This window comes from Streptomyces sp. NPDC087428, assembly GCF_044744085.1.
GTDB lineage: Bacteria > Actinomycetota > Actinomycetes > Streptomycetales > Streptomycetaceae > Streptomyces.
In genome coordinates, this window is record NZ_JBIUXR010000002.1 from 190,016 (window position 1) to 215,222 (window position 25,207).

Sequence of the window (25,207 nt, forward strand, 5' to 3'; positions counted from 1 at the left end):
AATCGCTCCTTCTCATCGGCGTCCGGTGGGTGCGCGGTGCGCGTCGGGGACGGTCGTACGGGGACGGTGGGCGGGTGCGTCGGCGGTGTCGTGCGAGGGCGGGGCGCGGGCTGCGGGGTCAGCCCTTCAGGGCGCCGGAGGACAGACCGCTGACGAAGGAGCGCTGGAAGAACAGGAAGACGATCACGGAGGGCAGCAGGGCCAGCAGCGAGGCGGCCATCACCACTCCGGGGGTGACCGCGGGGTCGATCCGCAGGGTCCGCAGCGCCAGCGGAAGCGTGTACGAGGAGGAGTCGGTGGAGACGAGGAGGGGCAGCAGGTACTGGTCCCAGATCATGGTGAAGCCGAAGACCCCGATGACGCCGAGGGCGGGCTTGCACATGGGCAGGATGATCTGGGCGAAGATCCGCAGGTCTCCCGCGCCGTCGATGCGGGCGGCCTCTTCGAGCTCGCGCGGCACGTCCTTCATGAACTCGGTCATCACCAGGATGGAAAAGCCCCAGGCGCCCAGCGGGACGATCATTCCGGCCAGGGTGCCGATGAGGTTGAAGTGGAGGACCGGCAGGTCGGAGAGGATCAGGGACAGCGGGAGCGCCAGGATCTCCTCGGGCAGCATCAGCGTCGCCAGGACGGCGACGAGCACCAGCGTCATCCCGGGGAAGACCTTCCTGGCCAGCGCGTACCCGGCCAGAACGGAGACGGCCACCTGGAGCAGCAGCCCGCCGCCGACCACGAAGAACGAGTTCAGCAGGTACGTGAGCACCCCCTGGTCGAAGGCGATCCTGAAGTTGTCCAGCGTGATGCCCGAGGGGATGACGCTCAGCTGTGTCGGGTCCTTGACGTGTCCGAAGGCGCTGACGAGCAGGGCCAGCAGGGGCCCCGCGAAGACGATCAGGACCAGCAGGTGGATGACGGCCCTCAGGACGCGGCCGCCGGCACTCCGGCTCTCGGTCAGGCCCAGCGCGGTCTCGGTCTGCGCACTCACTTGCTCTCCCTCCGCCGCAGCAGTTGGACGACGACGGTCAGGGCCAGCGTCGCGGCGAACAGCAGGACCGCTCCCGCCGCTCCGACGCCGAGCCGGTTCTGTTCCAGCCCGAGCTTGTAGATAAGGGTCATGACGACCTCGGTGGAACCGTCGGGTCCGCCGTTGGTGAGCAGGAACACCTCGGTGAACACCCGCAGTCCGCGGATCGCGGCGAGGATGAACAGGATCGAGAACACCGACCGCAGTCCGGGCACCGTCACGTGCCACACCCGCTGCCGCCTGGACGCGCCGTCGACCTTCGCGGCCTCGTACAGCCCGCGGTCCACGCTCGTCAGACCGGCGAGAATGATCATCATGTCGTAGGGGGCGCCCCGCCAGATGCCGGTGAGCATGATGGAGGCCATCGAGGTGTCGGGGTCGTTGATGAACCCCGACGGGCCCATTCCCACCAGGCCGAGGAGGGAGTTGAGCATGCCGTCCCCGGTCGGGTGGTACATGATCCGCCACAGTTCGGCGACGACCGCGATCGGCACCACCACCGGGAGGAACGCCGCGGAGCGCACGACCTTCAGCCGGCGGCTCTGCCCCTCCATCAGCAGGGCGAGGGCGAGGCCGAGCGCCATCGAGCCGGCCGTCTGCCCGGCGGCGAGGACGACGGTGTGCCACGCGGCCTCGCGGAATCCGTGGGACTGGAGCACCGTGGCGTAGTTCTCGGTGCCGACCCACTTGTTTCCCAGATAGGGCTGGACCTCCTGGAAGGACATGGTCAGCGCGTTGGCCATGGGGATGAACTTGAAGTACAGGAAGAGGAGCAGAGCGGGGGCGAGGAACAGCCAGGGCGTCCACCACCGGCCCGCTCTGCGGCTGCGCCCCGGGAAACCGGTGGCCCCGCCGTCCCGGCGGCCCGTCTTCCGCGGGGAGGGTCCGGCCGCCGCGGGGGCGGCCGGTTCCGCCTGGTCGAGGCTCATGACGCGGCGATCCCCTGCTCCTGGAGGATGTCGGCGAGCTGCTTGTCGAGCTCACCCAGCTTGGCCACGGTGTCGAGACCGCAGTCCGCCATGAGCGCGTTCACGGTGTCCGCCGCCGCCTGCCGTACCGGGGTCCAGTTCGGGATGGACGGCGCGTACCGCCCGGAGTCCTGGTACGCCTGCGCGTACGTCTTCCAGCGGGGGTCGGGACGCACCTGGGAGATGTCCACCGTCTTGTTGACGGGAAGCTGCACGGTGGAGCCGGTGGCGCCCTCCATCCCCGCCCTCTGGCCCTCGGCGGAGACGGCGAAGCCGGCGAAGGCGTCCTGGCCGGCCTGGTTGCCGGACCCGGCCATCAGGTAGACGGAGCCGCCCTCGGCGAGGACGGTGGCGTCCTTCGGCCCCTTGGGCATCGGCACGACCTCGTACTTGTCCTTGCCGAGGGTCTCGTCGAAGCGGGGCAGCAGATACGGGCCGACGACGAACATTCCGGCCCGGCCCGCCTCGAACGTCTCGTTCGTCGGCGGGGTGTCCATGGTCACGGCGCCGGGCTGGACGGCCTTGGCCTCGCAGCCCAGATCGCGGAACCACTGCATGGCCTCGACCGATGCCTTCGTGGTCATCGCCGGCTTGTACTTCCCCTTGCCGGTCTCGGTGATGAAGTCGCCGCCCGCGGCCCAGAGGAAGTTGGAGAAGTACCAGGAGGCGTAGCCGCGCTTGGTGGACAGCGGGGCGGCGAGGCCGGCGGTGTTCTTCTTGCCGTCGCCGTCGGGGTCCTGGGTGGTGAACGCCTTGGCCATCGCGGCGAAGTCGTCCCAGTCGCGCGGGATACCGAGCTTCAGCTTCTGCCGCCAGTCCTTCCGGATGAGCAGCGCGGACGCCTGCGCCGAGTACGGCAGTCCGTACTGCTTGCCGTCCAGGCTCTTCCCGGAGTCCAGCCCCTGGCCGACGATCTGCCCGCTGTCCTTGATCCTGTCCAGGTCGATCTCCCGGAGCAGGCCCTGGCTGTGCATGGCTCCGAGCTGCGTCACGTCGTTCATGACGATGTCGGGGAGGTTCTTCTGGGCGGCCCGCTGCTGCAGCTTGGTCTCGAAGTCGTCGAAGATGGCCGTGACCTCGACCTTGTGGCCCGTGGCCTTCTCGAAGGCGGTGGCGAGCCTGAGGACGCTCTGCTCTCCCGGTCCGCCCGGTGTCGTCCTGGTCCAGAGCTCCAGGGTCGCCTCGGGGTTCTGCTTGGCATCCACTCCCGCGGGCCCTGACGAACAGCTGGTGAGGACCAGCGCCGAGGCGAGGACACCCGCACCGATCCATCGCGATCTCTGCATCACAACTCCCGTTTTCGCCGCCTCACAGTGGGCCTGGAAAGCGCTTTCTGGGACGGTAACGGGGCCGGAATCAGCGGTCAATAGTCCGATGAATACAAAAAGTTTTCACCGACCGACAGGCCCTTCACTGAACATCCTCCCGGGCGCGGCCCGGCAATCCGGAACGCGCGAGGACGGTACCACCACCATAAAAGGCCTGGTAGCTGCCCAGTTCAGCTATCCGCACGCACGGCCACCCCGATCCACCCGGCTACTGATCACGACAACCACCACCCGAGCATCGAGGGCTGGACATCCGAGCCGTACACGAGGACATTCCAGTGATCCGATGTATCGTCCCTGCGACCACCCGGCCCAGTCGGCCCGAGAAACAAACAGGCCACACCAATCCACGACATCCCGTCAGACATTCGCCCACAGACCCGAGCAGGGACCGATGACCGCCCGGCGGCCGGTCCGGCACCGGACAGGCCGCCGAGGAGACAGACCCGACATGAACGAACCGGCCACCGCACCGACAGCCCTGTTGGTCATGGAGGAAGAGCGCCGTGCGGACGTCTACCCGGCCGAGGTGCTGGCCGGGATCGGCCGGCTCGTCCACTGGCAGCGACCGCCCCTCACCCGGCAGGAGCTCGCCGAGGACCCCGAGGTGCTGAGGGACATCGACATCCTGCTCACGGGCTGGGGGGCGCCCGTCCTCGATACCGCCTTCCTGTCGCACGCCCCTCGGCTGCGGGCCGTTCTCGTCGCGGCGGGATCCGTCCGGCACCTGACCACGCCCGCCTTCTGGGAGCGCGGCATCCCGATCGTCTCCGCCGCCGCGGCCAACGCGGTCCCGGTCGCGGAGTTCACCCTCGCCCACGTCCTCCTCGGGCTGAAGCAGGCACACCGCATCGCACGGGAGGTCGCGAGCAGCCGCCGCTTCCCGAGCGATCCCGACGTCCCGGGCGCCTACCGGTCACGGGTGGGCCTGCTGGGGCTCGGGCACATCGGCCGGCTCGTCGCCGGCCACCTCGCCCGCTTCGACGTCGAGATCCTCGCCACCGATCCCGTCGCCTCCCCGGACGCCGCCCGGCAGGCGGGCGTCCGGCTGGTCCCCGTCGAGGAACTCTTCGCCACCTGCCACGTCGTCAGCCTCCACGCACCGCTCCTGCCGGAGACCCGAGGCACGATCGGGGCGCGGCTGCTGAACTCCCTGGGGCCCGGCGCGACGCTGGTCAACACCGCGCGGGGCGCGCTGATCGACGAGGCGGCTACCGCCCAGGTCCTGCGCGCCAGGCCCGACCTCACCGCCGTGCTCGACGTAACGCATCCGGAGCCCCCGGCTGATGATTCGCCACTCTTCACCCTTCCCAACGTCGTCCTGACACCGCATCTCGGCGGCGCCCTGGGCGCCGAACGTCACCGCCTCGGACAGCTCGTGCTCGACGAACTGCGCCTGTTCATCCAGGGCCTGCCGCTCCGGCACGCCATCGATCCCGCACACGCCGCTTCGCTGGCCTGACGCCACCGGGCACGGCCGGCAAGGCACCCTTCCTCAGGAGGAATTCCGGTCGCGACGTCACGCGAGGCGGCCATGCTGTACCGAATGGCCGGGGCCGGGCAAGCCCGGTCGGCACCTCATTCCACAAGTCCACAGCCCAGGGGTGCCGCGTCGGCGAAACGTTAGTGAAACGCTAGTGAGACGTAAGCGAGCGGAGCGATAGTTCGGGGCAGGCAACGGCCCCGGCCCGGACTATTGCTCCGCATGTCCATTCGGCCGCTCATTCCGCTCGGCCGCCGCGTGAGCAGAGGGGCGGGCCGCGAACCCGAAAGGGATCGGGGCCGAATTCCGCGCGACTGTCGGCACTTTCACGTTCGCCGACGGACCCGCCGAGAGAATGTGCGCACGTCCGGTCAACGGGTTACCCGGAAATGCCACGGCGAATAACAGCCCCCCGTTTTCCTGAATACGCGGCCCACCAACTCGGTACGACCGGGGCAGCGGTACGCCCCCGCGCGGCGCCTCCCGGCTACTCGTCCCCCCGCAGCCCCGTCCAGGCCGGATGGCGCGGATCATCGGCCCGGACGACCGCGTCGGCGCTCCCGGCGGGCGCCACCTCGTCCTCGTACCGCGCGAAGGCGGGCAGCGTCCACTGCTCGCCCTCCTCGGTGCGCCGCCGCAGCGCACCCGGCGACAGCCGCAGGTGGACACTCAGGTCGAACGGGAACCAGTGCCCCAGCAGCAACGGCCCGTGCAGCACCAGCACCCCGCCCTCCGGCAGGAGCCGGTACGGGCTCCGGGTGGCCCGGTCCGTCGCCGGATCCCAGAGGTCGGGCAGCACCCGCCCGCTGCCGCCCGGCTCCAGCGGCCCGAACACCTCACGCCACAGCGCTCCGGTGTCGAACCAGCTGCCGTAGTACGAGTCGGGGTCCTGTTTCCCGTACTCGTACCGCAGGCTGGCGGGCCGCAGGAATCCCGCTGTGGACACCGGGAGCACGGCCCGGCCGCGGAGCCGCAGCGCCTGTTCGACCGCCCCGGCCAGCTCACCGGTGCGGGCGGCCGGGGCCCCGTCGACGGCGACCTTGAGCCAGGGCCCGCCGTCGGACGGCTTCAGCGCGTCGGCGTGCGCGGCGAGGGCGTCCGCCAGCCGTTCCCAGGTGATCGCTTCGAATCGCACGCGTCCATCATCGCCCCGTCGCGGCGGGGCTGTCCGCCTCGCCCGGCGCCGCACGGACAGGGCCCGTCAGCGGAGGTCCGCCCGATGGTCCGCCGCCAGCCGCACGACGCGCTCGGCGAGCGGGCCCCGGGCGGGCTCGATCGCGGCAGCGGCCTCGGCGAGGCGGGTGATGTCGGCGAACCAGTCACCGGTGACGGTGTCCGCCGCCCCGATGCGGGCGAAGCCGCGCTCCAGCAGGCCCCGGGCGGTCTGCGGCCGGCCGCGCAGCACCGCCTTCACCGCGGCGACCGCGTTGGCGAGTGCGCTGGCGGGCCTCGACCAGTCGTCGCGGCGCGCCGCCGGACTGTCCTGGTCGTAGCCGGGCCGACCGGCGACGGACAGCGCGACGACCTCCAGGTCCAGCCGCCAGAAGAGGGGCAGCCGGTCGAAGTCGACGAAGAGCAGCCGCCTCTTGCGGGAGTTCCCCAGCTCGGGGTCGACGCGCAGGGAGGCGACGCCGCGGACCGTGCCGAGCAGATCCGGGACGGCGGCGACACAGGCGTCGAACCGCTCGTCGGGCACGGTCCAGAGGAGGTCGATATCGCTGTACGCGTCGGCGGTCCCCCGTGCGAGCGATCCCCTCGGTTCCGCCAGCGAACCGGCGCAGTGGGAGCGGAGCACGCGCAGGAGCTCCTGCGCCAACGCGGCCCGGCGCGCCGGGTCCAGGCCCTCGGGCCCCTCTTCACTCATGGCCTGGTACCCCTTCGTCCCCGCCTCGTACGCTCTTCCTCATGGATCTCGCATTCGCCCGCACGTTCGCCGCGCAGTGGCAGGACGACTGGAACTCCCACGACCTGGAGCGCATCCTGACGCACTATCACGAGGACGTGACCTTCAGCTCCCCCATGATCGCCCGGTTCACCGGCGATCCCTCCGGCACCGTGCGCGGCAAGGACCAGCTGCGTGCGTACTGGGCGCGCGGGCTCGAACTCATCCCCGACCTGGAGTTCGAGGTGATGGACGTCCGGGTGAGCGTCGACACCCTGGTGATCGACTACCGCAACCAGATCGGCGGCCGGGTGTACGAGGTGCTGACGTTCCGGGACGGGCTGGTGGCCGGCGGCCTCGGTGCTTACGGGGAGACGCTCGCCCGCTGACGGTCGGCACCCGCCGGCGCGGTGGCCGGACGGGACGACAGGGGGCGGGCCTCAGCCCTGCTTCACTTCTTCCCGCCCTTCTTTCCGCAGTCCACTGCGTCGGCGTCGTCGGAGAGTTCGCTGCCCTTGGGCAGCAGATAGGTCACCCAGAGGACGACGGGCTCGGTCCCCAGATTGCGCCCGATGTGGCGGTGCTCGGCCCCGGACGGTTCGATGAAGGACGTTCCGGCGGGGGTCACCTCGACCGAGCAGTCGTCCAGGGTGCGCGTCAGCGTCCCCTGCTGGACGACCGCGATCAGCTGACCGCGATGGGTGTGCCAGCCGGTGGAGCCGCCTGGCTCGACGGTGATCTTCCGGAAGGTGACGTCGGTACGGCCCTTCGGCGTCTTCACCTTCAGCTTGCCCGGCGATGTGCCCTCCGCGACGACGGTGCCGGTCACACCACTGCCCGGGGTGGCGACGGCCGCCGACGGCACGAAGCCGAGGGCCGCCACACAGCCCCCGATGACAAGCGCCTTGCCCAGCCGCCCCCGCGGACCCTGTCGGCCCTCCGACTCCCGCCGTACCGTCCGTCCCGTCCGTCCCAGCCACGCGTGTTGTCTGCCGGATCTCATGGGCAACTCCTCTGCGTCGGTGTCACGGGCGTCATCTGGTGTCCCTGACATCCCAAATGCCCCGACGCTACCCAGGAGTCGGCAGCGCGAACCGTCCCGCCGTCGCCGTCATGCGCCTCGCAGCTCCGCGGCCAGCGGCCCCTCGCCCGACACCTCGATCCGCCCGTCCTTCACCGCCTCCGCGAACGTCGCCTCGCCGCGCCCCAGCGCGAGGCAGAGCTCGGCGTCGAGCACGATGCGCGCATCGGCGCGGGCGGCCGGACCGTCCCCGTAGACAGCGCTGCCGGCCTCCCGCGCTCCCGTACGGACGTGGAACTCGCCCTCGTCGAGATGCACATCGAGCACTCCGTCACCGGCCGGCCCGCCGGGTCCGTCCAGCGCGCGCAGCAGCGGGAGCGCGAACCAGTGCGCCCGCACCGCGTCGGTGGGCCGTCGCTCCGCGAGTGCGGGTGCGCCCCATTCGGCGAGTGCGGCGAGGACGGGCAGCAGCCCGTGTCCGCGCTCGGTCAGTTCGTACACCGAGGCGGCGGCGGGCGGCGGCAGTCTGCGGCGAGTGGCCAGTCCGCCCTGCTCCATGTCCTTGAGCCGGGAGGCGAGGACGTCCGTGCTGACGCCGGGGAGGTCGGCGTGCAGATCGGTGTACCGGCGCGGACCGGCCAGCAGCTCACGGACGATCAGCAGCGTCCACCGGTCGCCGACGGCGTCCAGCGCGCGGGCGCCGGCACAGAACTGGTCGTAACTCCGGCGGCGGGCCGCTCTGGGCGCGGGCTGTTGCTGACGTGGCATACGACGCAGTCTAGACATGTTGTTGGACTTTCCAAGCTCAAGCTTGGTAAAACCAAGTATCACAGTCGGGTCGGGGAGGCACCGCATGGAGTTCCGCCAGTCCAGCAAGCTCAACGAGGTCTGTTACGAGATCCGGGGTCCGGTCATCGAGCACGCCAACGCCCTGGAGGAGGCGGGTCACAGTGTGCTCCGCCTCAACACGGGCAACCCGGCGCTGTTCGGTTTCGAGGCGCCGGAGGAGATCGTCCAGGACATGATCCGGATGCTCCCGCAGGCCCACGGCTACACCGATTCACGCGGCATCCTGTCCGCCCGCCGGGCCGTGGCGCAGCGCTACCAGGCGATGGGGCTCACCGAGGTCGGCGTGGACGACATCTTCCTCGGCAACGGGGTCTCCGAGCTGATCTCCATGGCGGTGCAGGGCCTGCTGGAGGACGGTGACGAGGTGCTGATCCCGTCCCCGGACTACCCGCTGTGGACCGCGGTGACGACCCTGGCCGGCGGGAAGGCCGTGCACTACATGTGCGACGAGGCCTCGGACTGGAACCCCGACCTGGCCGACATGGCGTCGAAGATCACCGACCGGACCAGGGCCGTCGTGATCATCAACCCGAACAACCCGACCGGCGCCGTCTACCCGCGCGAGGTCCTCGACTCCATCCTCGGCCTGGCCCGCAGGCACGGTCTGATGGTGTTCGCCGACGAGATCTACGACCAGATCCTCTACGACGACGCCGAGCACCACAGTGTGGCGGCCCTCGCCCCCGACCTGGTCTGCCTCACGTTCAGCGGCCTCTCCAAGACGTACCGCGTGGCCGGCTTCCGTTCGGGCTGGATGGTGGTGTCAGGGCCGAAGCAGCACGCGCGCAGCTATCTGGAGGGGCTGACCATGCTCGCCTCCATGCGGCTCTGCCCCAACGCCCCGGCGCAGTACGCGATCCAGGCCGCGCTGGGCGGCCGGCAGTCGATCCGGGAACTGGTGGCGCCCGGGGGCAGGCTGTACGAGCAGCGCAACCTCGCCTGGGAGAAGCTGAACGAGATCCCCGGGGTGTCGTGCGTGAAGCCCAGGGGCGCGCTGTACGCCTTCCCGCGCATCGACCCGAAGGTTCATCCCCTGGTCGACGACGAGAAGTTCGTCCTCGACCTGCTGCTGCGCGAGAAGATCCAGGTCGTGCAGGGCACCGGTTTCAACTGGCCGCGGCCCGACCACTTCCGGATCCTGACCCTCCCGTACGCTGACGATCTCGACGCGGCGATCAGCCGGATCGGCCGCTTCCTGACCGGGTACCGGCAGTGACCGGACGCCGGAGATGAACGGATACCGATCGTGAGCCACCCCACCTGCCCCACCTGCCCGGTACCGGTCCACACCCAGTTCGCCTCGTTCGAGCTCGTCGGGGCGATCGTCGAGGGCGGGCTCGACCCGGCCACCGACCCCGCGTGGGCGGACTCGGGCGCGGAGTCGCCCGCGGAGTACGCGCGCTGGGCGGGCCATCTGTGCGGGATGACCTGTCTGCGCATGGCACTCGGCGCCGACGCCCCGCCCCTCTTCGCGCTGCGCGACGGAGCGCTCGGGTACGGCGCGTACACCGAGGACCCGGACGGTGCGATCCGCGGCCTGGTCTACGCCCCCTTCGCCACGTACGTACGGGAGCGGCACGGCCTCGGCGCGACCGTCCACCGGCACCTCTCGTCCGCGGAGATCCCGGCGCTGCTGGACGAGGGCCGGTCCGTCATGGCCTCCGTGCACTACGCGATCCGCCACCCGAGGCAGCCCGCGCCGGGACGGGGCGGGCACCTGGTGCTCCTGACGTCCCGTACGGCCGACGGCACGGGCGTCCACTTCCACAATCCGTCGGGCACGACGGCCGCGACCCGGTCGGCGGAGCTGCCGCTGGCCGAGTTCGAGCGCTTCTTCGCCGGACGCGGGGTCTCGCTGCGCGCGGCGTGACCGCGGCCGGGAAACGGGAGCGGGCCCGGGAGTGTAGCCGACCCCCGAGCCCTGTGATGCCACCTGTATGACACGCCGACACTTTTAAGGTCCCGCGTCAGTCTTATGTCGTCGCGTCCTGCCTTTGGACCACCGCGGACCGAAGCTCCGCGGGCCGGAGTCGAACCGGCATCTCGACGCACACGGGCACGGGCCCGGTCGATTCGGCGATAGGTGGCGCATGCTGAGTCTGGAGCAAGAGTCTGAGATTGATCGCGGCCTGCCTCTGCCAGTTGGGCCACCCCGGCCCGCATCCGTAAGAAGTACGGAAGTGCCGGGGGGAGGACTCGAACCTCCACCGGAACCGCGTCGTCACGACAAACTTCAGTTTCAGCTTTGCGCTCCTCGCGCACCCCGGCGGCTTCGACCGCCCCCGGGGATTCCATGGTCGGTCACCCGAAGAGGTAACCGAAGACCGCATCACCCACCCGCTGGTCCGTGACGTCCACGCCGTTGGCCTCCTCGCGGGCGAACTTGACGGCCTGCTGGAGCTTCTCGACCCGGTCGGTCAGTTCGTTGATCCGCCGTGCGGGCAGCGCCCCGGAGAACTTCACGGTCGTCCAGTAGCCGATCGGCACATCCTCGTAGTACACGTCGACCTGCGCCGGGTGCTTCTCGGTGGCCTCCGCCTTCACATGGTTGCGGGGCACCTTCTTGGTGCGCAGGGTCCGCACCGGCTCGGTCTTCCAGGAGTCGGTGGACGGGTCCTGGGCCCAGGCCTCCGAGGCTTCGAGCACCGGCAGTCTGCGGATGAAGGTGGTGACGTCCGTGAGCTGCTTCTCCAGGAAGAGCAGATACGACACCGGTACGCCGGCCACCAGCACCCGGCCGTCGACCGAGATGTCGGCGCGGGCCGCGCAGTTCGCCCAGTCCTTGGTGGCGGTCACGTCGAAGAGCCGGGTGAGGGTCTTCGCCGTCTCGCGCAGCACGTCCTCGGCCTTGATCTGCACCGGTGTCGACTCGGGCGGCAACTGCTCGCCCTCCTCGTCCTTCGGCTGGTAGGTCCGGGAGATCCCGGCCAGCAGGCCGGCCTTCTGGAGGCCGTGATGCGCCGCCGTCAGGTCCTGGTGAGCCTTGGACTTGACGCCCTTCTCCACTGCGATGATCTGATTGAGTTTCGCCACGTCCAGGAAGCTAGCAACAGCAACACGGCCTGCACCAGCGGTTTTTGCCGCACCGGAGGCGCTGGACGGACCGGGGTGCGGCGGGAGTACCGGACATCGATCGACAGGGAGCAGGCCGCATGGGCGCCGCGATACGTCATTTCACCGCCACGACCGAGCAGGGGCAGGTCTTCACGGTCAACATCGAGCGGGACTTCCGGTACGACCCGTACCGCGACTTCCTGGTCTGCGCGCACTGCGAGTGGCGTCCCTCTCTCCTGACCACGGAGCGGATCATCGACATGGCCGGGGAGCACCTGGCCTCCGCGCACGGGGCCGGGCGCGGGCTGGCGCAGCAGGAGGACGAGTCGTTCCGCAAGGGGCGGCTGATCGTGCTGCCGATCGTCGCCGTCGTGCTGATCGGTCTGCTGCTGCTCCTGAAGGGCTGACCCGTCAGCCGCCGCTGAGCTCCAGGAGCGCGCCCACCGGATCGGAGTCCGGTACGGCACGCGGCCACCACTCGTCCTGCCCCGGGTCGGACTCGTAGCCGTACCAGCGGCCGTCGTGGCCGAAGCGGAGCTGGAGCGTGCCACCGGGATGGGTGAGGTGGTTGCGCCAGGGCTGGAAGCGGGGGAAGCCGGCGGCTGCGAGGGCCGGGCGGGCCCGGTCGAACGGGCCGGCCGGGGGGTCCCACTGCGATTCCAGGACGTCCAGCCCCTCGGCCCCGCCCTGGCGCCAGGCGGCGACGGCGCGGGCCAGGTCGGTGGTGTTGCGGCCGGTGGCGGACGCCAGTTCGCGGTAGAGGGCGCGGGTGGTGGCGGTGAGCCCCGCGGTGGGCCGGGCCGCTGCCAGCCGGACCGCGTCCTGCCAGGAGGTGAGCCCGGCGAGCGGGTCGAGGCCGGTGGTGAGCAGGGCGTGGGCCCGTGCCGCCGCGTCCGTGGCGAGCTGGTCGAGGGCGAGGGGGTCCCGGCTGCCGGGCAGGCTCGGGTACGCGGGCGGCTGCCCGGGATGCGGCTCCACCGGGAACGGGGCGGGCAGCGGAGGCAGGAAGCGGCCGGCCAGCGCGTCCTGCGCCGTTACGGAGGGAGCGGCGGGGGCCTCGGGCCGCTCCCGAGCGGAGTGCGCGGCGTTGCGGTGGCCCAGGTCCTCCAGGAGTTCGCGCTCGCCCCGGCCGCGCAGCAGCAGCAGGACGAACGGATCGGCGTCCAGGAGCCGGGCCATCTGGTAGCAGAGCGCCGACACGTGCTTGCAGGGCCAGCCGTGGTCGGGGCAGGAACAGCTGGGGTCCAGGTCGTCGGCTGCGGGGAGCAGCGCGACTCCGGAGGCGGCCGCCGTGTCGGCCAGGGAGTGCGGCATCTCCTTGGTGAGCAGTGCGGCGAGGTGGCCGGGGCTGGCGGCGACCGCGGCGAGGAAGGTGTCCCAGTCGGCGTCGGTGAAGGTGCGCAGCCGCAGTTCGGCGCGGTAGGGCCGGGGGCGGCTGCCGTGCACATAGGCGACGACGCGGCCGGGGGTGACGGTGACCGCGGCGACGTGCCCGCCGTCGGCGTACGCACGGCCGCGAGCGAGCCTCGCCGCGTCCATCGAGAGGGCTTCCAGCGCCGCCACCCAGGCCCGGCCCCACCAGCTGTCCGCGAACGGCCCGTCGTCGCCGGAGGTCCGCGCGGGTACCGCCTCGAAGGTCCGCCGCAGGTCGTCGGGGCCCGGCCGGGACCGGGCGACGGGACGGGGGTCGCGGGCGGACTGCAGGGAGTGCGGGCGGGGACTCATGACGGCCTCCGGAGGGAGACGAGATCGGCGAGGTCGCGGTCGCTGAGCTCGGTCAGCGCGGTCTCGCCGGCGCCCAGCACGGCGTCGGCCAGGGCGCGCTTGGCCAGCAGCATCTCGCCGATCCGGTCCTCGACGGTGCCCTCGGCGATCAGCCGGTGCACCTGGACGGGCTGGGTCTGCCCGATGCGGTAGGCGCGGTCCGTGGCCTGTTCCTCGACGGCCGGGTTCCACCAGCGGTCGTAGTGGATGACATGGGCGGCCCTGGTGAGGTTCAGCCCGGTGCCCGCCGCCTTCAGGGAGAGCAGGAACACCGGGACCTCGCCGGACTGGAAGCGGTCCACCATCCGTTCCCGCTCGGGCACCGGCGTGCCGCCGTGCAGGAGCTGGGAGGGGATCGCCCGCGCGGTGAGGTGCGCGGAGAGCAGCCGGGCCATCGTCACGTACTGGGTGAAGACGAGGACGGAGCCGTCCTCCGCGAGGATCGTGTCGAGGAGTTCGTCGAGCAGGGCGAGCTTCCCGGAGCGGCCGACGAGCCGGGTCGGCTCCTCCTTCAGATACTGCGCGGGGTGGTTGCAGATCTGCTTGAGCGACGCCAGCAGCTTCATGATGAGGCCGCGCCGGGCGATGCCCTCCGACGCCTCGATGTACGCCATGGTCTCGCGCACCGTGGCCTCGTAGAGCGTGGCCTGCTCGCGGGTGAGGAAGACGGGGTGGTCGGTCTCCGTCTTGGGCGGCAGCTCGGGTGCGATGCCCGGGTCCGACTTCTTGCGGCGCAGCAGGAAGGGGCGGACCAGCCTGGAGAGCCGCTCGACCGCTTCGTCGTTGCCGATCCCGGCCGCCGTGCCGGTGTTCTCCACGATCCGGGCGTGCCGGGCCCGGAACGCCTTGAGGGGGCCGAGCAGTCCGGGCGTGGTCCAGTCGAGCAGCGCCCAGAGCTCGGAGAGGTTGTTCTCGACGGGGGTACCGGTCAGGGCGACCCGGGCCGGGGACGGAATCGTGCGCAGCGCCTTCGCCGTCGAGGAGTGCGGGTTCTTCACGTGCTGCGCCTCGTCGGCGACGACCAGTCCCCAGTTGTGCGCGGCGAGTTCGGCCGCGCTGGAGCGCATCGTGCCGTACGTGGTGAGGACGAAGCCGCCGTCGGGTTCGGCGAGGGTGCGGTCGGTGCCGTGGAACCGGCGCACGGGTACGCCGGGGGCGAAGCGGTTGATCTCCCGGTGCCAGTTGCCCAGCAGCGAGGCGGGGCAGATCACCAGGGTGGGCGCGCGATGGGCGCGGTGCAGATGCAGGGCGATGAGGGTGATCGTCTTGCCGAGGCCCATGTCGTCGGCGAGGCAGCCGCCGAGGCCCAGCGAGGTCATCCGGTCCAGCCAGGCCAGCCCGCGCAACTGGTAGTCGCGGAGCGTCGCGTTGAGGCCGGGCGGCGGTGCGACGGTGGTCTCGTCGTCGACGATGCGGGTGCGGAGCGCGGCGAGCGCGCCGACCGGCACGGCGTCGACCTGTTCGCCGTCCACCTCGGCGCTGCCGGTCAGGGCGACGGCGAGGGCGTCCACCGGGTCGAGCAGGCCCAGCTCCCGCTTGCGCGCCTTGCGGACGAGCGCGGGGTCGACGACGACCCATTGGTCCCGCAGCCGCACCACGGGCCGGTGGGCCTCGGCCAGCACGTCCATCTCGGCCTCGGTGAGCTGCTGGTCCCCCAGCGAGAGCTGCCAGTTGAAGGCGAAGAGCTGTTCTGCGTCGAAGAACGCCGTGCCGTCGGTGGCGGTGCCCGGCGCGGGCCGCACCACGGCGGCCGCGGTGAGGGAACGGGCCAGCTCCCGGGGCCAGTGCACGCTCACCCCGGCGGCCGAGAGCCGGGCCCCGGCATCGCTGAGCAGCTCGTACAGCTCGTCCTCGGTGAGGGCCAGCACATCGGGGACGGGCTGGTCGAGGAGGCGTTCCAGCGGGGCCCAGACACGGGCGGCGCGGCGCAGCGCGAGCACGGCGTCGATCCGGGCCCGCGGACCGAAGGGCTCGCCCGCCGCGCCGGTCCACAGCGCGGCGGCGTCGACGACGTAGGTCGGGTCGGCGAGGCTGTGCACCTGGGTGATGGCCGCGGCGGCGTGCCGCGCGGCGGCCGGACCGTCGGAGTCGGAGCCGGAGCCGGAGCCGAAACCGGAGTCGGAGCCGGAGCCGGTCGTGCCGGCGGTATCCGTTGTGTCGAAGAGTTCGTACGCGGAGAGGTCCAGGCGCAGCGACACCCGTACGCCCGCGTCCAGCCCGGCCGCGACCGCCACGGCCCACTCACGGGCGCCGGGGAGGTGCTGGGCCTCCCGGGCGGCGAAGGGCGCCCCCATGGCGAAAGCCGCCGCGGGGGTGCGGGGCAGGGTGTCGGCCACCGCGTCGAGGAAGGAGGCGATGAGCGGCTCGGGATCGGGAACCTGGAGGGGAGTGCGGTCCGGGAACGGCACCGCGTACCCCTCGGGGGGCATGGCCGCGGCGACCGCACGCAGATGGGCGACGTCCTCCGCGGCGCGCGGACCGGCCCGCCAGGCATCGTGATCGTCGGGCGTCAGCCCGGGAAGCATCCGGCCGCGGGCCACCAGATGGAGCGCGTGGAGGGTGGCGGCGCCCCAGCAGCGGGTGGCGGGGTGGGCGGACTGCTGGTGCCTGGCACGGGCCAGCAGGGGGACAGCGTCGGCGATGGACAGCACGAGGGCCGGCACGGTGTGCCGGCGGACGTCGCCCTGACCGCCGTGCCGTCGGACGACCGTGATCTCGGAGACCCGGTCGTCGGTACCGGCCGCGAAGCCCGTACCGGAGGCCGAGCCGCTGCCGGACGTGTCACCGAGGCCGGGGAGCGGGGCCCCTTCCGGGTCCCAGAACGCGATGCGGCCCTCCCTGGGGAGCGCTGCGGGGAGGAAGACGGCCGCGCAGCGCAGCAGGCGGCCGACGGCCGCGTCCTGCGGTGGTGATGCGATGGCCACCGGCCCCTCCCCTCATGCCCGAATCCCTGGTCACGGGCTCTGTGCCCGCTGTCCCCGGCACCTGACCGGCACCGGATCCCTCTGACTCGCGAGTCTAGGCGGGGGGTATGACAGCCGACCACGGGCCCGCCGCCGACCCCTCGGTTCGGACGGGGTACGGCGGGCGGGTCCGTGGGCCGGTGGCGGCCTCAGTGCCTGGCGAGCGGCTTCGACCCGTTGGGACGTGGCCGGGGCCTCGCGGCGGGCGGGGCGGGCTCGGGGGTGCGGGCCGTCCGCGCCGGCCCCTGTGACGGAGACGGACCCGCCGCCGGCGACGGAGACGGGGGCGCGGACGAGGACTCGGGCGCGGTCTCAGGTTCCGCGGACCGCGCCTCGGTCGGCGAGGACTCGGGTGAGGAATCGGCCGAGGACTCAGGCGCCGCCGCCGACGCGGGCTCCACAGGCGGCTCGGGCTCCGCGCCCTGCGCTGCCTGCACGCCCTGCACGGGCTGCGCGCCCTGCACGGCCTGCGGCGGCGCTGTCGTCGGCTGTGCCCGCTCCAGGAAGCGGAGCAGCTCCACCGGGAACGGCAGCACCAGTGTGGAGTTCTTCTCCGCGGCCACCGCCACCACGGTCTGCAGCAGCCTCAGCTGGAGTGCCGCGGGCTGGGAGGACATCTCCGCGGCTGCCTGGGACAGCTTCTTCGACGCCTGGAGTTCCGCGTCCGCGTTGATGACCCGGGCCCGCCTCTCACGGTCCGCCTCGGCCTGACGCGCCATGGAGCGTTTCATCGTCTCCGGCAGCGAGACGTCCTTGATCTCCACCCGGTCGATCTGCACGCCCCAGCCGACCGCGGGGCTGTCGATCATCAGCTCCAGGCCCTGGTTCAGCTTCTCCCGGTTGGACAGCAGATCGTCCAGATCGCTCTTACCGATGATCGAACGCAACGATGTCTGCGCCATCTGCGAGACGGCGAACCGGTAGTCCTCCACCTCGACGACGGCGCTCGCGGCGTCGACCACCTTGAAGTAGATGACCGCGTCGACCCGCACCGTGACGTTGTCCCGGGTGATCCCGTCCTGGGCCGGCACCGGCATCGTCACGATCTGCATGTTGACCTTGCGCAGCCGCTCCGCACCGGGGAGCACCATGGTGAATCCGGGCCCTCGTACGTCGTTCCGGAGCCGGCCGAACCTGAGAACCACACCCCGTTCGTACTGTTTGACGACCCGGGCGGCGGCTGCCATGTAGGCGACACCCGCCAGCACCACCACAACCAAAGCGATCAAGAGCTCCTGGACCATGACGGCCCCCTACCAGCCGGAAACACCGGAACACTCACTCCACGCCGGACAAGGCGCTAATACCACGGTATGCCCGGTCCGGGCGTCAGTCGAACTCCTGCCCACACATTCCGCCGAACCCCTGCCCACACATTCCGCGTGTCCCGTGCGTTCCGTGCATCTGTAGCCCGCCCGGCCGCCTCCCGGATGCCGGGTCGGCGGCGAGCGGGCAAGGTGGCCAGCGTGAGCACGTACCCCCGTGGCGTACGTGGGCCATGTGACGGAGTGCGTACGGATGAGCCGGACGAGACAGACGAGGACCTGCCCATGCCCGTGATCGACAACCGACGCCGCCGTTTCGGCATCGCAGCCGGGACCGCCCTCCTGACCCTCACCGTCGCGGGCTGTTCGGGCCTCGGCCGGACCGCGGTCGGTCCGGTCACCTACACGACCGAGCGGGAGGCCGTGATCATGGTGAACAGCCCCTCGGTGCGGGGCTGCCACCCGCTCGCCCCCGCGGGCGCCAAGGAAGTGGACAACGGGACCCTGATCGACATCATCCTGTACCGCACGCGGGACTGCACCGGACCGGGTACGACCTACCTCGCCACCACGCTCTCCGACGTGCGGGCGCCCGATTCGCTGCCCTGGCGCAGCTTCAGCACAGTGCACTGATCCGGGCCACCACCGCAGGCCGGACCGCCCCGCCACGCTCCGCTATCGAGGCACGGCCCGCACCCAGACGCCGTCATCCGTGAGATAGCGGTCCACTCCCAGTCCGGCCGCCGCCAGGTACTCCTCGAACTGTTCCTTCGACAGCGGCCGTGACAGGAACGTCTGCGACCACTGGGCGTCGTCGAACTCGTACTCGGCGCGCACCGAGCGCACCCCGTCCCCGGCCGGCTGCGAGGAGACGATCCGCAGGGTGTACCCGGCCGGTTCGACGCGCTCCCTCGGCAGTCCGGTGTGGTAGTCCGGCCCCTCGCGCTGGATGAGCACCGTCCCGCCGTCGCGCACGTACCTCCGGCAGGTCCGCAGCAGTCCGTCCCGCACCCGGTGGTCGCCCGTGTGCACCAGGAACGACGCGAGCATCACCACGTCGAACCTCTCGTCACCGAGCTCCAGCGTCTCGATGGGGCTCTGCACCGTACGCGCGCCGCGCACCTTCTCCAGCATCTGCGCCGACTCGTCCACCGCGGTGACGTCGAACCCGCGGCGGATCAGCGGATGCGTCACCCGGCCCGCCCCGCAGCCCAGTTCCAGAATCCTCGCCCCGGCGGGGACGGCGTCGGCGATCACGTCCGGTTCGCTGCCGACGGACAGCCGGGTGTACAGCTCCACCGCGCAGCCGTCCGGCGTGATCGCGCCGGGACCGGTCCCTGAATAGCCCTCACGTATCAGTTGTCCGCTCATGTACGGCGAACGAACCGTCGCCGGAGGCCGTTCCCGTACCGGACCGCCGAGCCGAACCGGCCCGTGACCAGGGGCCGTTCGCGTCCCTCACACGGAGCGGCGTGCCACCAGCGCGGCGCTGAGATGCTGGAGGTCGGCGGGGCGGGCCGGGGAGAGGCCGGTCAGCCGGTCGATACGGCGGATGCGGTAGTCGACGGTGTTGGGGTGGACGTGCAGTGCGGCCGCCGCGGCCCGGCGGTCGAGGCCGTGTCCGAGGTAGGTCTCCAGCGTGTGCAGCAGCTCCGGTTTGGCCTCCAGCGGGCGCAGGAGCCGGGCGAGCCCGTGCAGTGCCTCACTGGGTCTGCTCAGCTGGTACTCCAGCAGGACATCGGCCAGCCGGTACAGGCCGGGCGGCCGTCCGGTGCGGGCGACCAAGTCGACGATCTCGGCGTTACGGGCCACGGCGGCCGGGACCGCCGCCGGTTCGGCGGTCTCCGCCGCCGCGGTGACCGGTACCCCGGCCGCCCGCGTCGCCTCGGCGATCAGCTCGCACAGCCCGCCGGGACCGCTCCACGGCGGCGGCTCGTCGACGGGCAGCAGCACGGTGCCGCCGGAGGCGTCCAGAGCGGTCAGCGCGGGCGTGCCGGCGAACCGGTCCAGGGTCGTGCGGATGCGGCGGATCTTGCGGCGGGCGGCCACCCGCGCGCCGGGGCCGGGCGCCTGGCTCACCTCGTCGCGGTGCGGGGCGAACGCGAGCGTCATCGTCAGATAGCCCGCCGCCGGTCGCAGCCCGGTGCGCTGGCTGAAGCGGTCCAGGGCCTCACCGCTCAGCAGGGCGGCCATCAGGGCGTGCCGGCCGCCGTGCTCCTGGCTGTCCAGGATCTGCCGGGCCTCCAGATAGGCGCCGCTGACCGCGGACGTCAACTGCTGCTGGAGGACCATGATGCGGTCCATGATCTCCAGGACGGCGGGGAGGTCGGCGGGGCCCGCGTCCCGGGCGGTCTCCTGCCAGCACATCGCGATGCCGACCTGGTACGCGGTGAGGATCGCGTCCAGCGGCACGCCCTCCTCCGCGCGCTGGGCCGCCGAGTCGCGCTGCTGGGCGAGTTCGGCGTCGGTGGCGGGGCGGCGGTGTTCGACGACATCGGCGAAGAGCCGCAGATTGTGCTGGACGATGTCCGCGATGTCGCCCGCGATCTCCTCGTGGGGCAGTTCCGCGTAGACCGGCAGATCACTGAGCAGCCGGGCGACGACACAGGCGGTCAGCGCGGGGGCGCGGGCCCGCAGCTGGGCGGCCACCGGCCGCCCTGCGATGCACAGCGGCGGCTGCCCGGCGGGGCCCCGGTCCGCGTGTCCGCCTCTGACGACGGCCCGCTCTTTGTCATGCGTCACAAAAGCCCCCGCGGAAGTCTGCGTTACCCACCAGTTAAACGACGGCGTCCGAGTCTGCATGATGACCGGCGACACCCGCCATCCCGCCTCACCCCCCACCACCGGAGGTCGTCGTGAACTCAACCCGGAACAAGGCATTCTGTCGGACCGTCAGATCATCGGTCACCGCGCTCGCCCTGGCCGGACTGGCTGTCGGAACCGGCGCGTCCGGCGCGTCGGCGGCCGCCGACGACACCACCTCGTACGTCGCGCTCGGCGACTCGATGGCCTCCGGGCCGCTCATCCCGGGCATCACCGGACCGGTGGCGTGCGGGCGCTCCACGCACAACTACCCGCACGAGCTGGCGGCGAGCCTCGGCGCCTCGCTGAGCGACGTCACGTGCAGTGGCGCCGCGTCCAAGCACATGACGGAGAAGCAGTCGCTCTCCCTGCTCGACGTACCCATGGGTTCGGCGCCGCCCCAGTTCGACGCGCTGCGCGCGGACACCGACCTGGTGACCCTGACCATCGGCGGCAACGACGCCGGCCTGGTCGGTATCGCACAGGGCTGCACCACCCTCGACCCGACCGCCACCCCGTGCAAGGAGAAGTACAACGAGGGCGGGGTGGACCAGGTGGGGCAGCGGATCGCGGAGTTCGCCCCGCGCCTGGCCGCCGTGCTGGACGGGATCCACCAGCGTTCGCCGCAGGCCAGGGTGATCGTCACGGGCTACGGGCTGTACATCAAGCCCGGCGGCTGCTGGCCGCTCCAGCCCGTGCTGCCGGTGGACGCCGACTTCCTCCAGGGCAGCGTCGACCGGATGAACACGGTGATCGCCGAGCAGAGCGCCGCGCACGGCGCCGAGTACATCGACCTCGCCACACCCAGCAAGGGCCACGACTCCTGCCAGGCCCCGTCGGACAAGTGGGTCGAGGGGTACGTGCCGACGGCCCCGGCCGCGCCCCTGCACCCGAACCGGCAGGGCGAGTCGAACTACGCCCGCCTCATCGGCGCACACCTCCAGGGCTGACGCGTGGGGCAGGGGGCGCCCTCCACGGCATTCCGGCGGGAGCCCCTCCCCCATTTCCTGACGCCTCCCCTCCCCCGCAGGGCACAGACAAGGAGCACCATGCGTACGCACCGCACCGCCGGGGCCGTCGTCGCGGCCGCCCTCCTCGCAGGTACCGCACTGGCCCCGTCCGCGCTCGCGGCACCGCCCGCCGCCGCGGTGACGGCCGCGGCGGCCGCCGCCGTACCGTTCACCTCAGCAACGGCCGCACGCACGGCCGACGGCGGCCACACCCTCTCCTGGGCCTCCCCCGCCGTGTCGGTGACCGTCACGGCCGTCACCTCCCCCGACGCCACCACCGGTGTCGCCGTCGGAACGGCCCCGGGCACCGGCTCACTGACCGTTCCCGCCGGGACGCTCCCGGAGTCCGGGCGCTGGTACTTCCGGCTGGTCCCGGACAGCGGGAGCCCACTGGTCGTCGCCGACCGCTCCCTCGGCCTGGAGTCCGCCCGCAACTTCCGTGACATCGGCGGCTACCGCACCACCGACGGGCGCTGGGTCCGCTCCGGTCTGGTCTACCGCTCCGGCAAGCTGAACGGCCTCACGGACACCGAGCAGCAGCGGCTGGTCTCCCAGCGGCTCACGCTCGATGTGGACCTGCGCAACGCCATGGAGCGCCACGACGGCCCGGACCGGCTGCCCGCCGGTGTCGCCTACCAGGTCGCCGACGTCGTCTCGCTCGGCCACGGCGTCCGCTTCCACGACCCGGCCCTGATGACCCTGGCCCAGGCCGTCGCCGCCGGTCTCTTCTCCGGCTCCTCCGACCTCGGCCAGTCCATCGGCTACCCGTTCATGGTCAACTTCGTGGGCGGCGACTACGCGTTCCACGACCTGGTCACGGCCGTCGCCACGAACACCTCGGGGGCCACGGTCTTCCACTGCAGCGCGGGCAAGGACCGGACCGGCTGGGGCACGGCCGTCCTGCTCACCCTGCTCGGCGTCCCGCGGGCCACGGTCGAGGCGGACTTCCTCGCCAGCAACCAGTACACGGGCGACCCGCAGGCCGTCGAACTGAGCTGGCTGCACGCCGCGTTCGACGAGGTGGACCACCTGTACGGGGACTTCGACAGCTACGTACGCGAAGGGCTGAAGCTCGACGCGGCGACCGTGGAGACCCTGCGCGCCAGGCTGCTGACCGGCTGACCCGCGCCTCGGCCCGGATCAGCACCCCGGGTAGCGGCCGGCCGGCCACTCGACCGTGTGCTCGAACTCCAGGGAGAGGTCGTCGGCCACCTCGGTGATCACCGCCCGTCCTTCCGTGCGCACCAGCCAGGCCGGCGGGAGGTGTACGTCGCCGTGGTGGGCGCCGAGCAGGTTCCCGCAGACGGCGCCGGTGGAGTCGCTGTCGCCGGAGTGGTTGACGGAGAGCAGCAGCGCCTCGTCCACCTGCCCCGCGCCCGGCAGGACCAGCGCGCAGTACACGGCGATGGCGAGCGCCTCCTCGGCCACCCAGCCCGCCCCGAGCGACTCCACCTTCTCCGCGCTCGGGGCGCCCCGGGCGGCCAGCTCGTGGGCCGCCCGGAGCGCGGCGGTCGTCTCCTCGTGCCCGGGGTGGCGGGCCAGCAGCTCCATGGCCCGCAGTACGGAACCGGACAGGGAGTCGCCGTCCAGGAGATGGGTGACGATCGCCGCGAGGGCGCCGGCCGCGTAGGCGCCGGTGAGGTGGCCGTGGGTGATCTGGGCGCAGCGGGCGGCCAGCCCGAAGCCGGCCTCCGCGTGCGGGCCGGTCAGACCGAAGGGGGCGGAGCGCATCACCGTGCCGCATCCCTTGGAGCCGGTGTTGACCGGGCCGGGCTCGCCGAGCGGGGCCCTCGGGTCGGGGGTGTACCCGGCCGCGAGCCCGGTCAGACAGGCGTTGCCGGGGGCCCGCCGCGCGTACAGCCAGGGCTGCTGCCTGAGCCAGCCGGTACGGACGATGTCGTCCCCTTCGGGGGCGGGCGGCGCGGGGTGGTTCTGGGTGTCGAGCCAGCGCAGATAGGCGTGCCTGACGACCGCGGTCTCGGCGCCGCCGATTCCCCTGGCCATGGCCCGGGAGTGGGCCCTGATCAGCCCCTCGGCCGTGAAGAGCGTCATCTGGGTGTCGTCGGTGACGCGCCCGACCACCCCGTCCTCGTCGGCGGTGAGGCCGCGTACGCCCCGCTCTCCGTGGGCCCGCCGGATGCCCGCGAGCGACAGGAACTCCACCGGACTGCCCAGCGCGTCCCCGATCGCCCCACCAAGCAGGCATCCCCTGACCCGGGCCCTTCGGACGGAGTCGTTCCCCCATGCCGTGCCGCTCATCGCCGCCGCCCCCATTCCCTCTTGCCGGTCCGTGTCCCTCGCCGGTCCGCCGCGTTCCGCCGTCGCGGGTCCATGCTGGTAGGAGAGGCGATGGCCATGCGTACCGGTAGTGAACCGACGACTGCACGCAGTTCTCTGCGACTGCGGCTCTGGCTGAGTGTATGGGGCCTGGCCTGGGCCGTCCTCGGCCTGACGGCATTCACTCTGACCGGCCGCCCGGGGTGGGCGGCCGCCTGCGGTGTGCTGCTCGTCCTGGTGCTGGTGGACCTGGCCGTGATCGTCCACCGCATCCACCAGGGCCCGCGCTACCAGCCCGGCCGCACCGTCCCGCCGCACGGAGCGGGCCACGGGCGACGGCGGTGGTACGGGGACTGACCGCGGGCCCCACGGCGGGCGGACCAGCGGCACGGCGGGCGCGGAGGTCACCCGGCAGCCGCTCAGCCCTCCGTGTCGAAGCGGGCGGCCCTCAGGTACTCCGGGTTGGGGTCGAGCGCCGCCGCCAGCCTGAAGTGGCGGGTTGCCCGCTCCGGATGGCCGGCCCGCTCGAAGGTCCGGGCCAGCGCGAAGTGCGCGAAGGCGTTGTCCGGCTCCCGCTCCAGGACGAGTTCGAATTCCAGCTCGGCGGGGCGCAGTTGGGCAGCCGCGAAGAAGGCGCGGGCGCGCAGCAGCCGGGCGGCGGTGTTCTCCGGGTGGGAGGCGATCACCGAGTCGAGCAGCTTCACGGCACCCCGGGGATCACGCGCGGCCAGCAGTTGCTCGGCCGCGCGGAAGTCTATGACGTGGGTTTCCGGGTTCCTCTCGGGCACAGTCGCATCCTTCCCTCGGCCACCTCGGTGTGAACGTCGCTCCGGGCGCCGGTATTCCGGTCCGGGCGGCGCGGCACCGGCTCCCGGGTCAGCGGGCCGCGGCCCGCCGCTCCAGCTCCGACCAGAGCTCGCGGACCTGCGGTGCCAGCGCCTCGACCGGTCCGTCGTTGTCGATGACCAGGTCGGCGACGGCCAGCCGCTCCTCGCGGGTGGCCTGTGCGGCCATCCGGGCACGGGCGTCCGATTCCGTCATCCCGCGCAGTCGCACGAGGCGGTCGAGCTGGGCCCCGGGAGCGGCGTCGACGACGACGACCAGGTCGTACAGGGGTGCGAGGCCGTTCTCGGTGAGGAGGGGAACGTCGTGGACGACCACGGAGCCGGGGCTCGCGGCCCGTTCCAGCTCGGCGGAGCGGGCACCGACCAGCGGGTGGACGATCGCGTTGAGGACGGCGAGCCGTTCGGCGTCGGAGAAGACGATCGAGCCGAGCTTCGGCCGGTCCAGGCTGCCGTCCGGGCTCAGGACTCCCGTGCCGAACGCCTCGACGAGCGCGTCGAGCCCGGGGGTGCCGGGCTCGACGACCTCACGTGCGATCCGGTCGGCGTCGACGAGGACGGCTCCGTGGCCGACGAGCAGCCGTGACACTTCGCTCTTGCCGGCGCCGATTCCACCGGTCAGGCCCACTTTCAGCATGGGCGGCAGCCTAGTGCCAGGGCTGCGGGGCCCGACAG

Annotated in this window: 25 protein-coding genes and 1 tRNA gene; 9 read left to right on the top strand and 17 right to left on the bottom strand. The window is 72.0% G+C overall.

What is annotated here, in order from left to right:
* Positions 1–118: 118 nt before the first annotated feature.
* Genes ACIO3R_RS04620 through ACIO3R_RS04630 form a run of 3 tightly spaced genes read right to left on the bottom strand, consistent with a single transcriptional unit; the run spans position 119 to position 3,278 of the window.
* Positions 119–985 (bottom strand): carbohydrate ABC transporter permease, encoded by an 867-nt coding sequence (locus tag ACIO3R_RS04620; RefSeq protein ID WP_385028054.1) that lies wholly within the window; start codon positions 983–985, stop codon positions 119–121.
* Positions 982–1,953: a carbohydrate ABC transporter permease gene (locus ACIO3R_RS04625; RefSeq protein WP_402103276.1), complete on the bottom strand. Its 972-nt coding sequence runs from the start codon at positions 1,951–1,953 to the stop codon at positions 982–984. The genes ACIO3R_RS04620 and ACIO3R_RS04625 overlap by 4 nt, the downstream gene beginning before the upstream one ends.
* Positions 1,950–3,278 (bottom strand): extracellular solute-binding protein, encoded by a 1,329-nt coding sequence (locus ACIO3R_RS04630; RefSeq protein WP_402103279.1) that lies wholly within the window; start codon positions 3,276–3,278, stop codon positions 1,950–1,952. Before ACIO3R_RS04630 ends, ACIO3R_RS04625 begins: the two co-directional genes overlap by 4 nt.
* 493 nt (positions 3,279–3,771) lie before the next feature.
* Here ACIO3R_RS04630 and ACIO3R_RS04635 point away from each other — a divergent pair, with 493 nt between their 5' ends.
* Entirely contained in the window at positions 3,772–4,782 is a 1,011-nt protein-coding gene (locus ACIO3R_RS04635; RefSeq protein WP_402103282.1) for a hydroxyacid dehydrogenase, read from the top strand.
* 508 nt (positions 4,783–5,290) lie between these two features.
* Here ACIO3R_RS04635 and ACIO3R_RS04640 read toward each other — a convergent pair.
* Together ACIO3R_RS04640 and ACIO3R_RS04645 are read right to left on the bottom strand one after the other, a co-directional pair.
* Positions 5,291–5,938, bottom strand: coding sequence for a uridine kinase (locus ACIO3R_RS04640; RefSeq protein WP_402103284.1), 648 nt, complete (start codon positions 5,936–5,938; stop codon positions 5,291–5,293).
* Between the two features lie 66 nt (positions 5,939–6,004).
* Positions 6,005–6,667, bottom strand: a complete 663-nt coding sequence (locus ACIO3R_RS04645) for a hypothetical protein (protein ID WP_402103287.1) — start codon at positions 6,665–6,667, stop codon at positions 6,005–6,007.
* Positions 6,668–6,708: 41 nt separating this feature from the next.
* Here ACIO3R_RS04645 and ACIO3R_RS04650 point away from each other — a divergent pair, with 41 nt between their 5' ends.
* Complete coding sequence (locus tag ACIO3R_RS04650) at positions 6,709–7,074, top strand: nuclear transport factor 2 family protein (protein WP_402103290.1); 366 nt, start codon at positions 6,709–6,711, stop codon at positions 7,072–7,074.
* Positions 7,075–7,136: 62 nt separating this feature from the next.
* On the opposite strand, the gene ACIO3R_RS04655 is transcribed toward ACIO3R_RS04650, so the two are convergent.
* Both ACIO3R_RS04655 and ACIO3R_RS04660 read right to left on the bottom strand, forming a co-directional pair.
* Complete coding sequence (locus tag ACIO3R_RS04655; RefSeq protein WP_402103293.1) at positions 7,137–7,688, bottom strand: cupin domain-containing protein; 552 nt, start codon at positions 7,686–7,688, stop codon at positions 7,137–7,139.
* 108 nt (positions 7,689–7,796) lie between these two features.
* Positions 7,797–8,474, bottom strand: coding sequence for a winged helix-turn-helix transcriptional regulator (locus ACIO3R_RS04660; protein WP_385352826.1), 678 nt, complete (start codon positions 8,472–8,474; stop codon positions 7,797–7,799).
* 85 nt (positions 8,475–8,559) lie between these two features.
* On the opposite strand from ACIO3R_RS04660, the gene ACIO3R_RS04665 reads away from it, so the two are divergent.
* Positions 8,560–9,771 (top strand): pyridoxal phosphate-dependent aminotransferase, encoded by a 1,212-nt coding sequence (locus ACIO3R_RS04665; RefSeq protein ID WP_402103295.1) that lies wholly within the window; start codon positions 8,560–8,562, stop codon positions 9,769–9,771.
* Positions 9,772–9,801: 30 nt separating this feature from the next.
* Positions 9,802–10,425 (top strand): peptidase, encoded by a 624-nt coding sequence (locus ACIO3R_RS04670; RefSeq protein WP_402103298.1) that lies wholly within the window; start codon positions 9,802–9,804, stop codon positions 10,423–10,425.
* Between the two features lie 311 nt (positions 10,426–10,736).
* Here ACIO3R_RS04670 and ACIO3R_RS04675 read toward each other — a convergent pair.
* Positions 10,737–10,823, bottom strand: a tRNA-OTHER gene (locus ACIO3R_RS04675).
* Positions 10,824–10,856: 33 nt separating this feature from the next.
* Positions 10,857–11,588 (bottom strand): hypothetical protein, encoded by a 732-nt coding sequence (locus ACIO3R_RS04680; RefSeq protein WP_385028022.1) that lies wholly within the window; start codon positions 11,586–11,588, stop codon positions 10,857–10,859.
* Between the two features lie 119 nt (positions 11,589–11,707).
* Here ACIO3R_RS04680 and ACIO3R_RS04685 point away from each other — a divergent pair, with 119 nt between their 5' ends.
* Complete coding sequence (locus tag ACIO3R_RS04685; RefSeq protein WP_385028019.1) at positions 11,708–12,016, top strand: hypothetical protein; 309 nt, start codon at positions 11,708–11,710, stop codon at positions 12,014–12,016.
* A gap of 4 nt (positions 12,017–12,020) precedes the next feature.
* Here the strand turns inward: ACIO3R_RS04685 and ACIO3R_RS04690 are convergent, their stop codons facing one another.
* From ACIO3R_RS04690 to ACIO3R_RS04700, 3 genes are all read right to left on the bottom strand, one after another.
* Entirely contained in the window at positions 12,021–13,334 is a 1,314-nt protein-coding gene (locus tag ACIO3R_RS04690; RefSeq protein WP_402103305.1) for an SWIM zinc finger family protein, read from the bottom strand.
* Complete coding sequence (locus ACIO3R_RS04695; RefSeq protein ID WP_402103308.1) at positions 13,331–16,297, bottom strand: DEAD/DEAH box helicase; 2,967 nt, start codon at positions 16,295–16,297, stop codon at positions 13,331–13,333. Before ACIO3R_RS04695 ends, ACIO3R_RS04690 begins: the two co-directional genes overlap by 4 nt.
* Before the next feature lie 188 nt (positions 16,298–16,485).
* Complete coding sequence (locus ACIO3R_RS04700; RefSeq protein ID WP_402103311.1) at positions 16,486–17,580, bottom strand: slipin family protein; 1,095 nt, start codon at positions 17,578–17,580, stop codon at positions 16,486–16,488.
* A gap of 306 nt (positions 17,581–17,886) precedes the next feature.
* On the opposite strand from ACIO3R_RS04700, the gene ACIO3R_RS04705 reads away from it, so the two are divergent.
* Positions 17,887–18,234, top strand: coding sequence for a hypothetical protein (locus ACIO3R_RS04705; RefSeq protein ID WP_385028008.1), 348 nt, complete (start codon positions 17,887–17,889; stop codon positions 18,232–18,234).
* Between the two features lie 42 nt (positions 18,235–18,276).
* On the opposite strand, the gene ACIO3R_RS04710 is transcribed toward ACIO3R_RS04705, so the two are convergent.
* Together ACIO3R_RS04710 and ACIO3R_RS04715 are read right to left on the bottom strand one after the other, a co-directional pair.
* Positions 18,277–18,972 carry a class I SAM-dependent methyltransferase gene (locus ACIO3R_RS04710; protein WP_402103315.1) on the bottom strand — a complete coding sequence of 232 codons (696 nt, stop codon included), beginning with the start codon at positions 18,970–18,972 and terminating at the stop codon, positions 18,277–18,279.
* A gap of 87 nt (positions 18,973–19,059) precedes the next feature.
* A complete protein-coding gene (locus tag ACIO3R_RS04715) occupies positions 19,060–20,271 on the bottom strand; it encodes a PucR family transcriptional regulator (RefSeq protein ID WP_402104201.1) in 1,212 nt (403 codons plus the stop codon).
* A 185-nt stretch (positions 20,272–20,456) separates the two neighbouring features.
* Here ACIO3R_RS04715 and ACIO3R_RS04720 point away from each other — a divergent pair, with 185 nt between their 5' ends.
* Both ACIO3R_RS04720 and ACIO3R_RS04725 read left to right on the top strand, forming a co-directional pair.
* The gene (locus tag ACIO3R_RS04720; RefSeq protein ID WP_402103317.1) at positions 20,457–21,353 is read left to right on the top strand and encodes an SGNH/GDSL hydrolase family protein; all 897 of its coding nucleotides are present in this window, start codon (positions 20,457–20,459) and stop codon (positions 21,351–21,353) included.
* Between the two features lie 99 nt (positions 21,354–21,452).
* On the top strand, positions 21,453–22,535 hold the full coding sequence (locus tag ACIO3R_RS04725) for a tyrosine-protein phosphatase (protein WP_402103319.1): 1,083 nt from the start codon (positions 21,453–21,455) through the stop codon (positions 22,533–22,535).
* A gap of 18 nt (positions 22,536–22,553) precedes the next feature.
* Here the strand turns inward: ACIO3R_RS04725 and ACIO3R_RS04730 are convergent, their stop codons facing one another.
* Positions 22,554–23,672: an ADP-ribosylglycohydrolase family protein gene (locus tag ACIO3R_RS04730; protein WP_402103322.1), complete on the bottom strand. Its 1,119-nt coding sequence runs from the start codon at positions 23,670–23,672 to the stop codon at positions 22,554–22,556.
* Between the two features lie 90 nt (positions 23,673–23,762).
* On the opposite strand from ACIO3R_RS04730, the gene ACIO3R_RS04735 reads away from it, so the two are divergent.
* Complete coding sequence (locus tag ACIO3R_RS04735) at positions 23,763–24,047, top strand: DUF6343 family protein (RefSeq protein ID WP_402103325.1); 285 nt, start codon at positions 23,763–23,765, stop codon at positions 24,045–24,047.
* A 62-nt stretch (positions 24,048–24,109) separates the two neighbouring features.
* Here ACIO3R_RS04735 and ACIO3R_RS04740 read toward each other — a convergent pair whose 3' ends face one another.
* On the bottom strand, positions 24,110–24,478 hold the full coding sequence (locus tag ACIO3R_RS04740; RefSeq protein ID WP_362953781.1) for a tetratricopeptide repeat protein: 369 nt from the start codon (positions 24,476–24,478) through the stop codon (positions 24,110–24,112).
* An 88-nt stretch (positions 24,479–24,566) separates the two neighbouring features.
* Positions 24,567–25,169 carry a dephospho-CoA kinase gene (gene coaE, locus ACIO3R_RS04745; protein WP_402103329.1) on the bottom strand — a complete coding sequence of 201 codons (603 nt, stop codon included), beginning with the start codon at positions 25,167–25,169 and terminating at the stop codon, positions 24,567–24,569.
* Between the last annotated feature and the right edge of the window lie 38 nt (positions 25,170–25,207).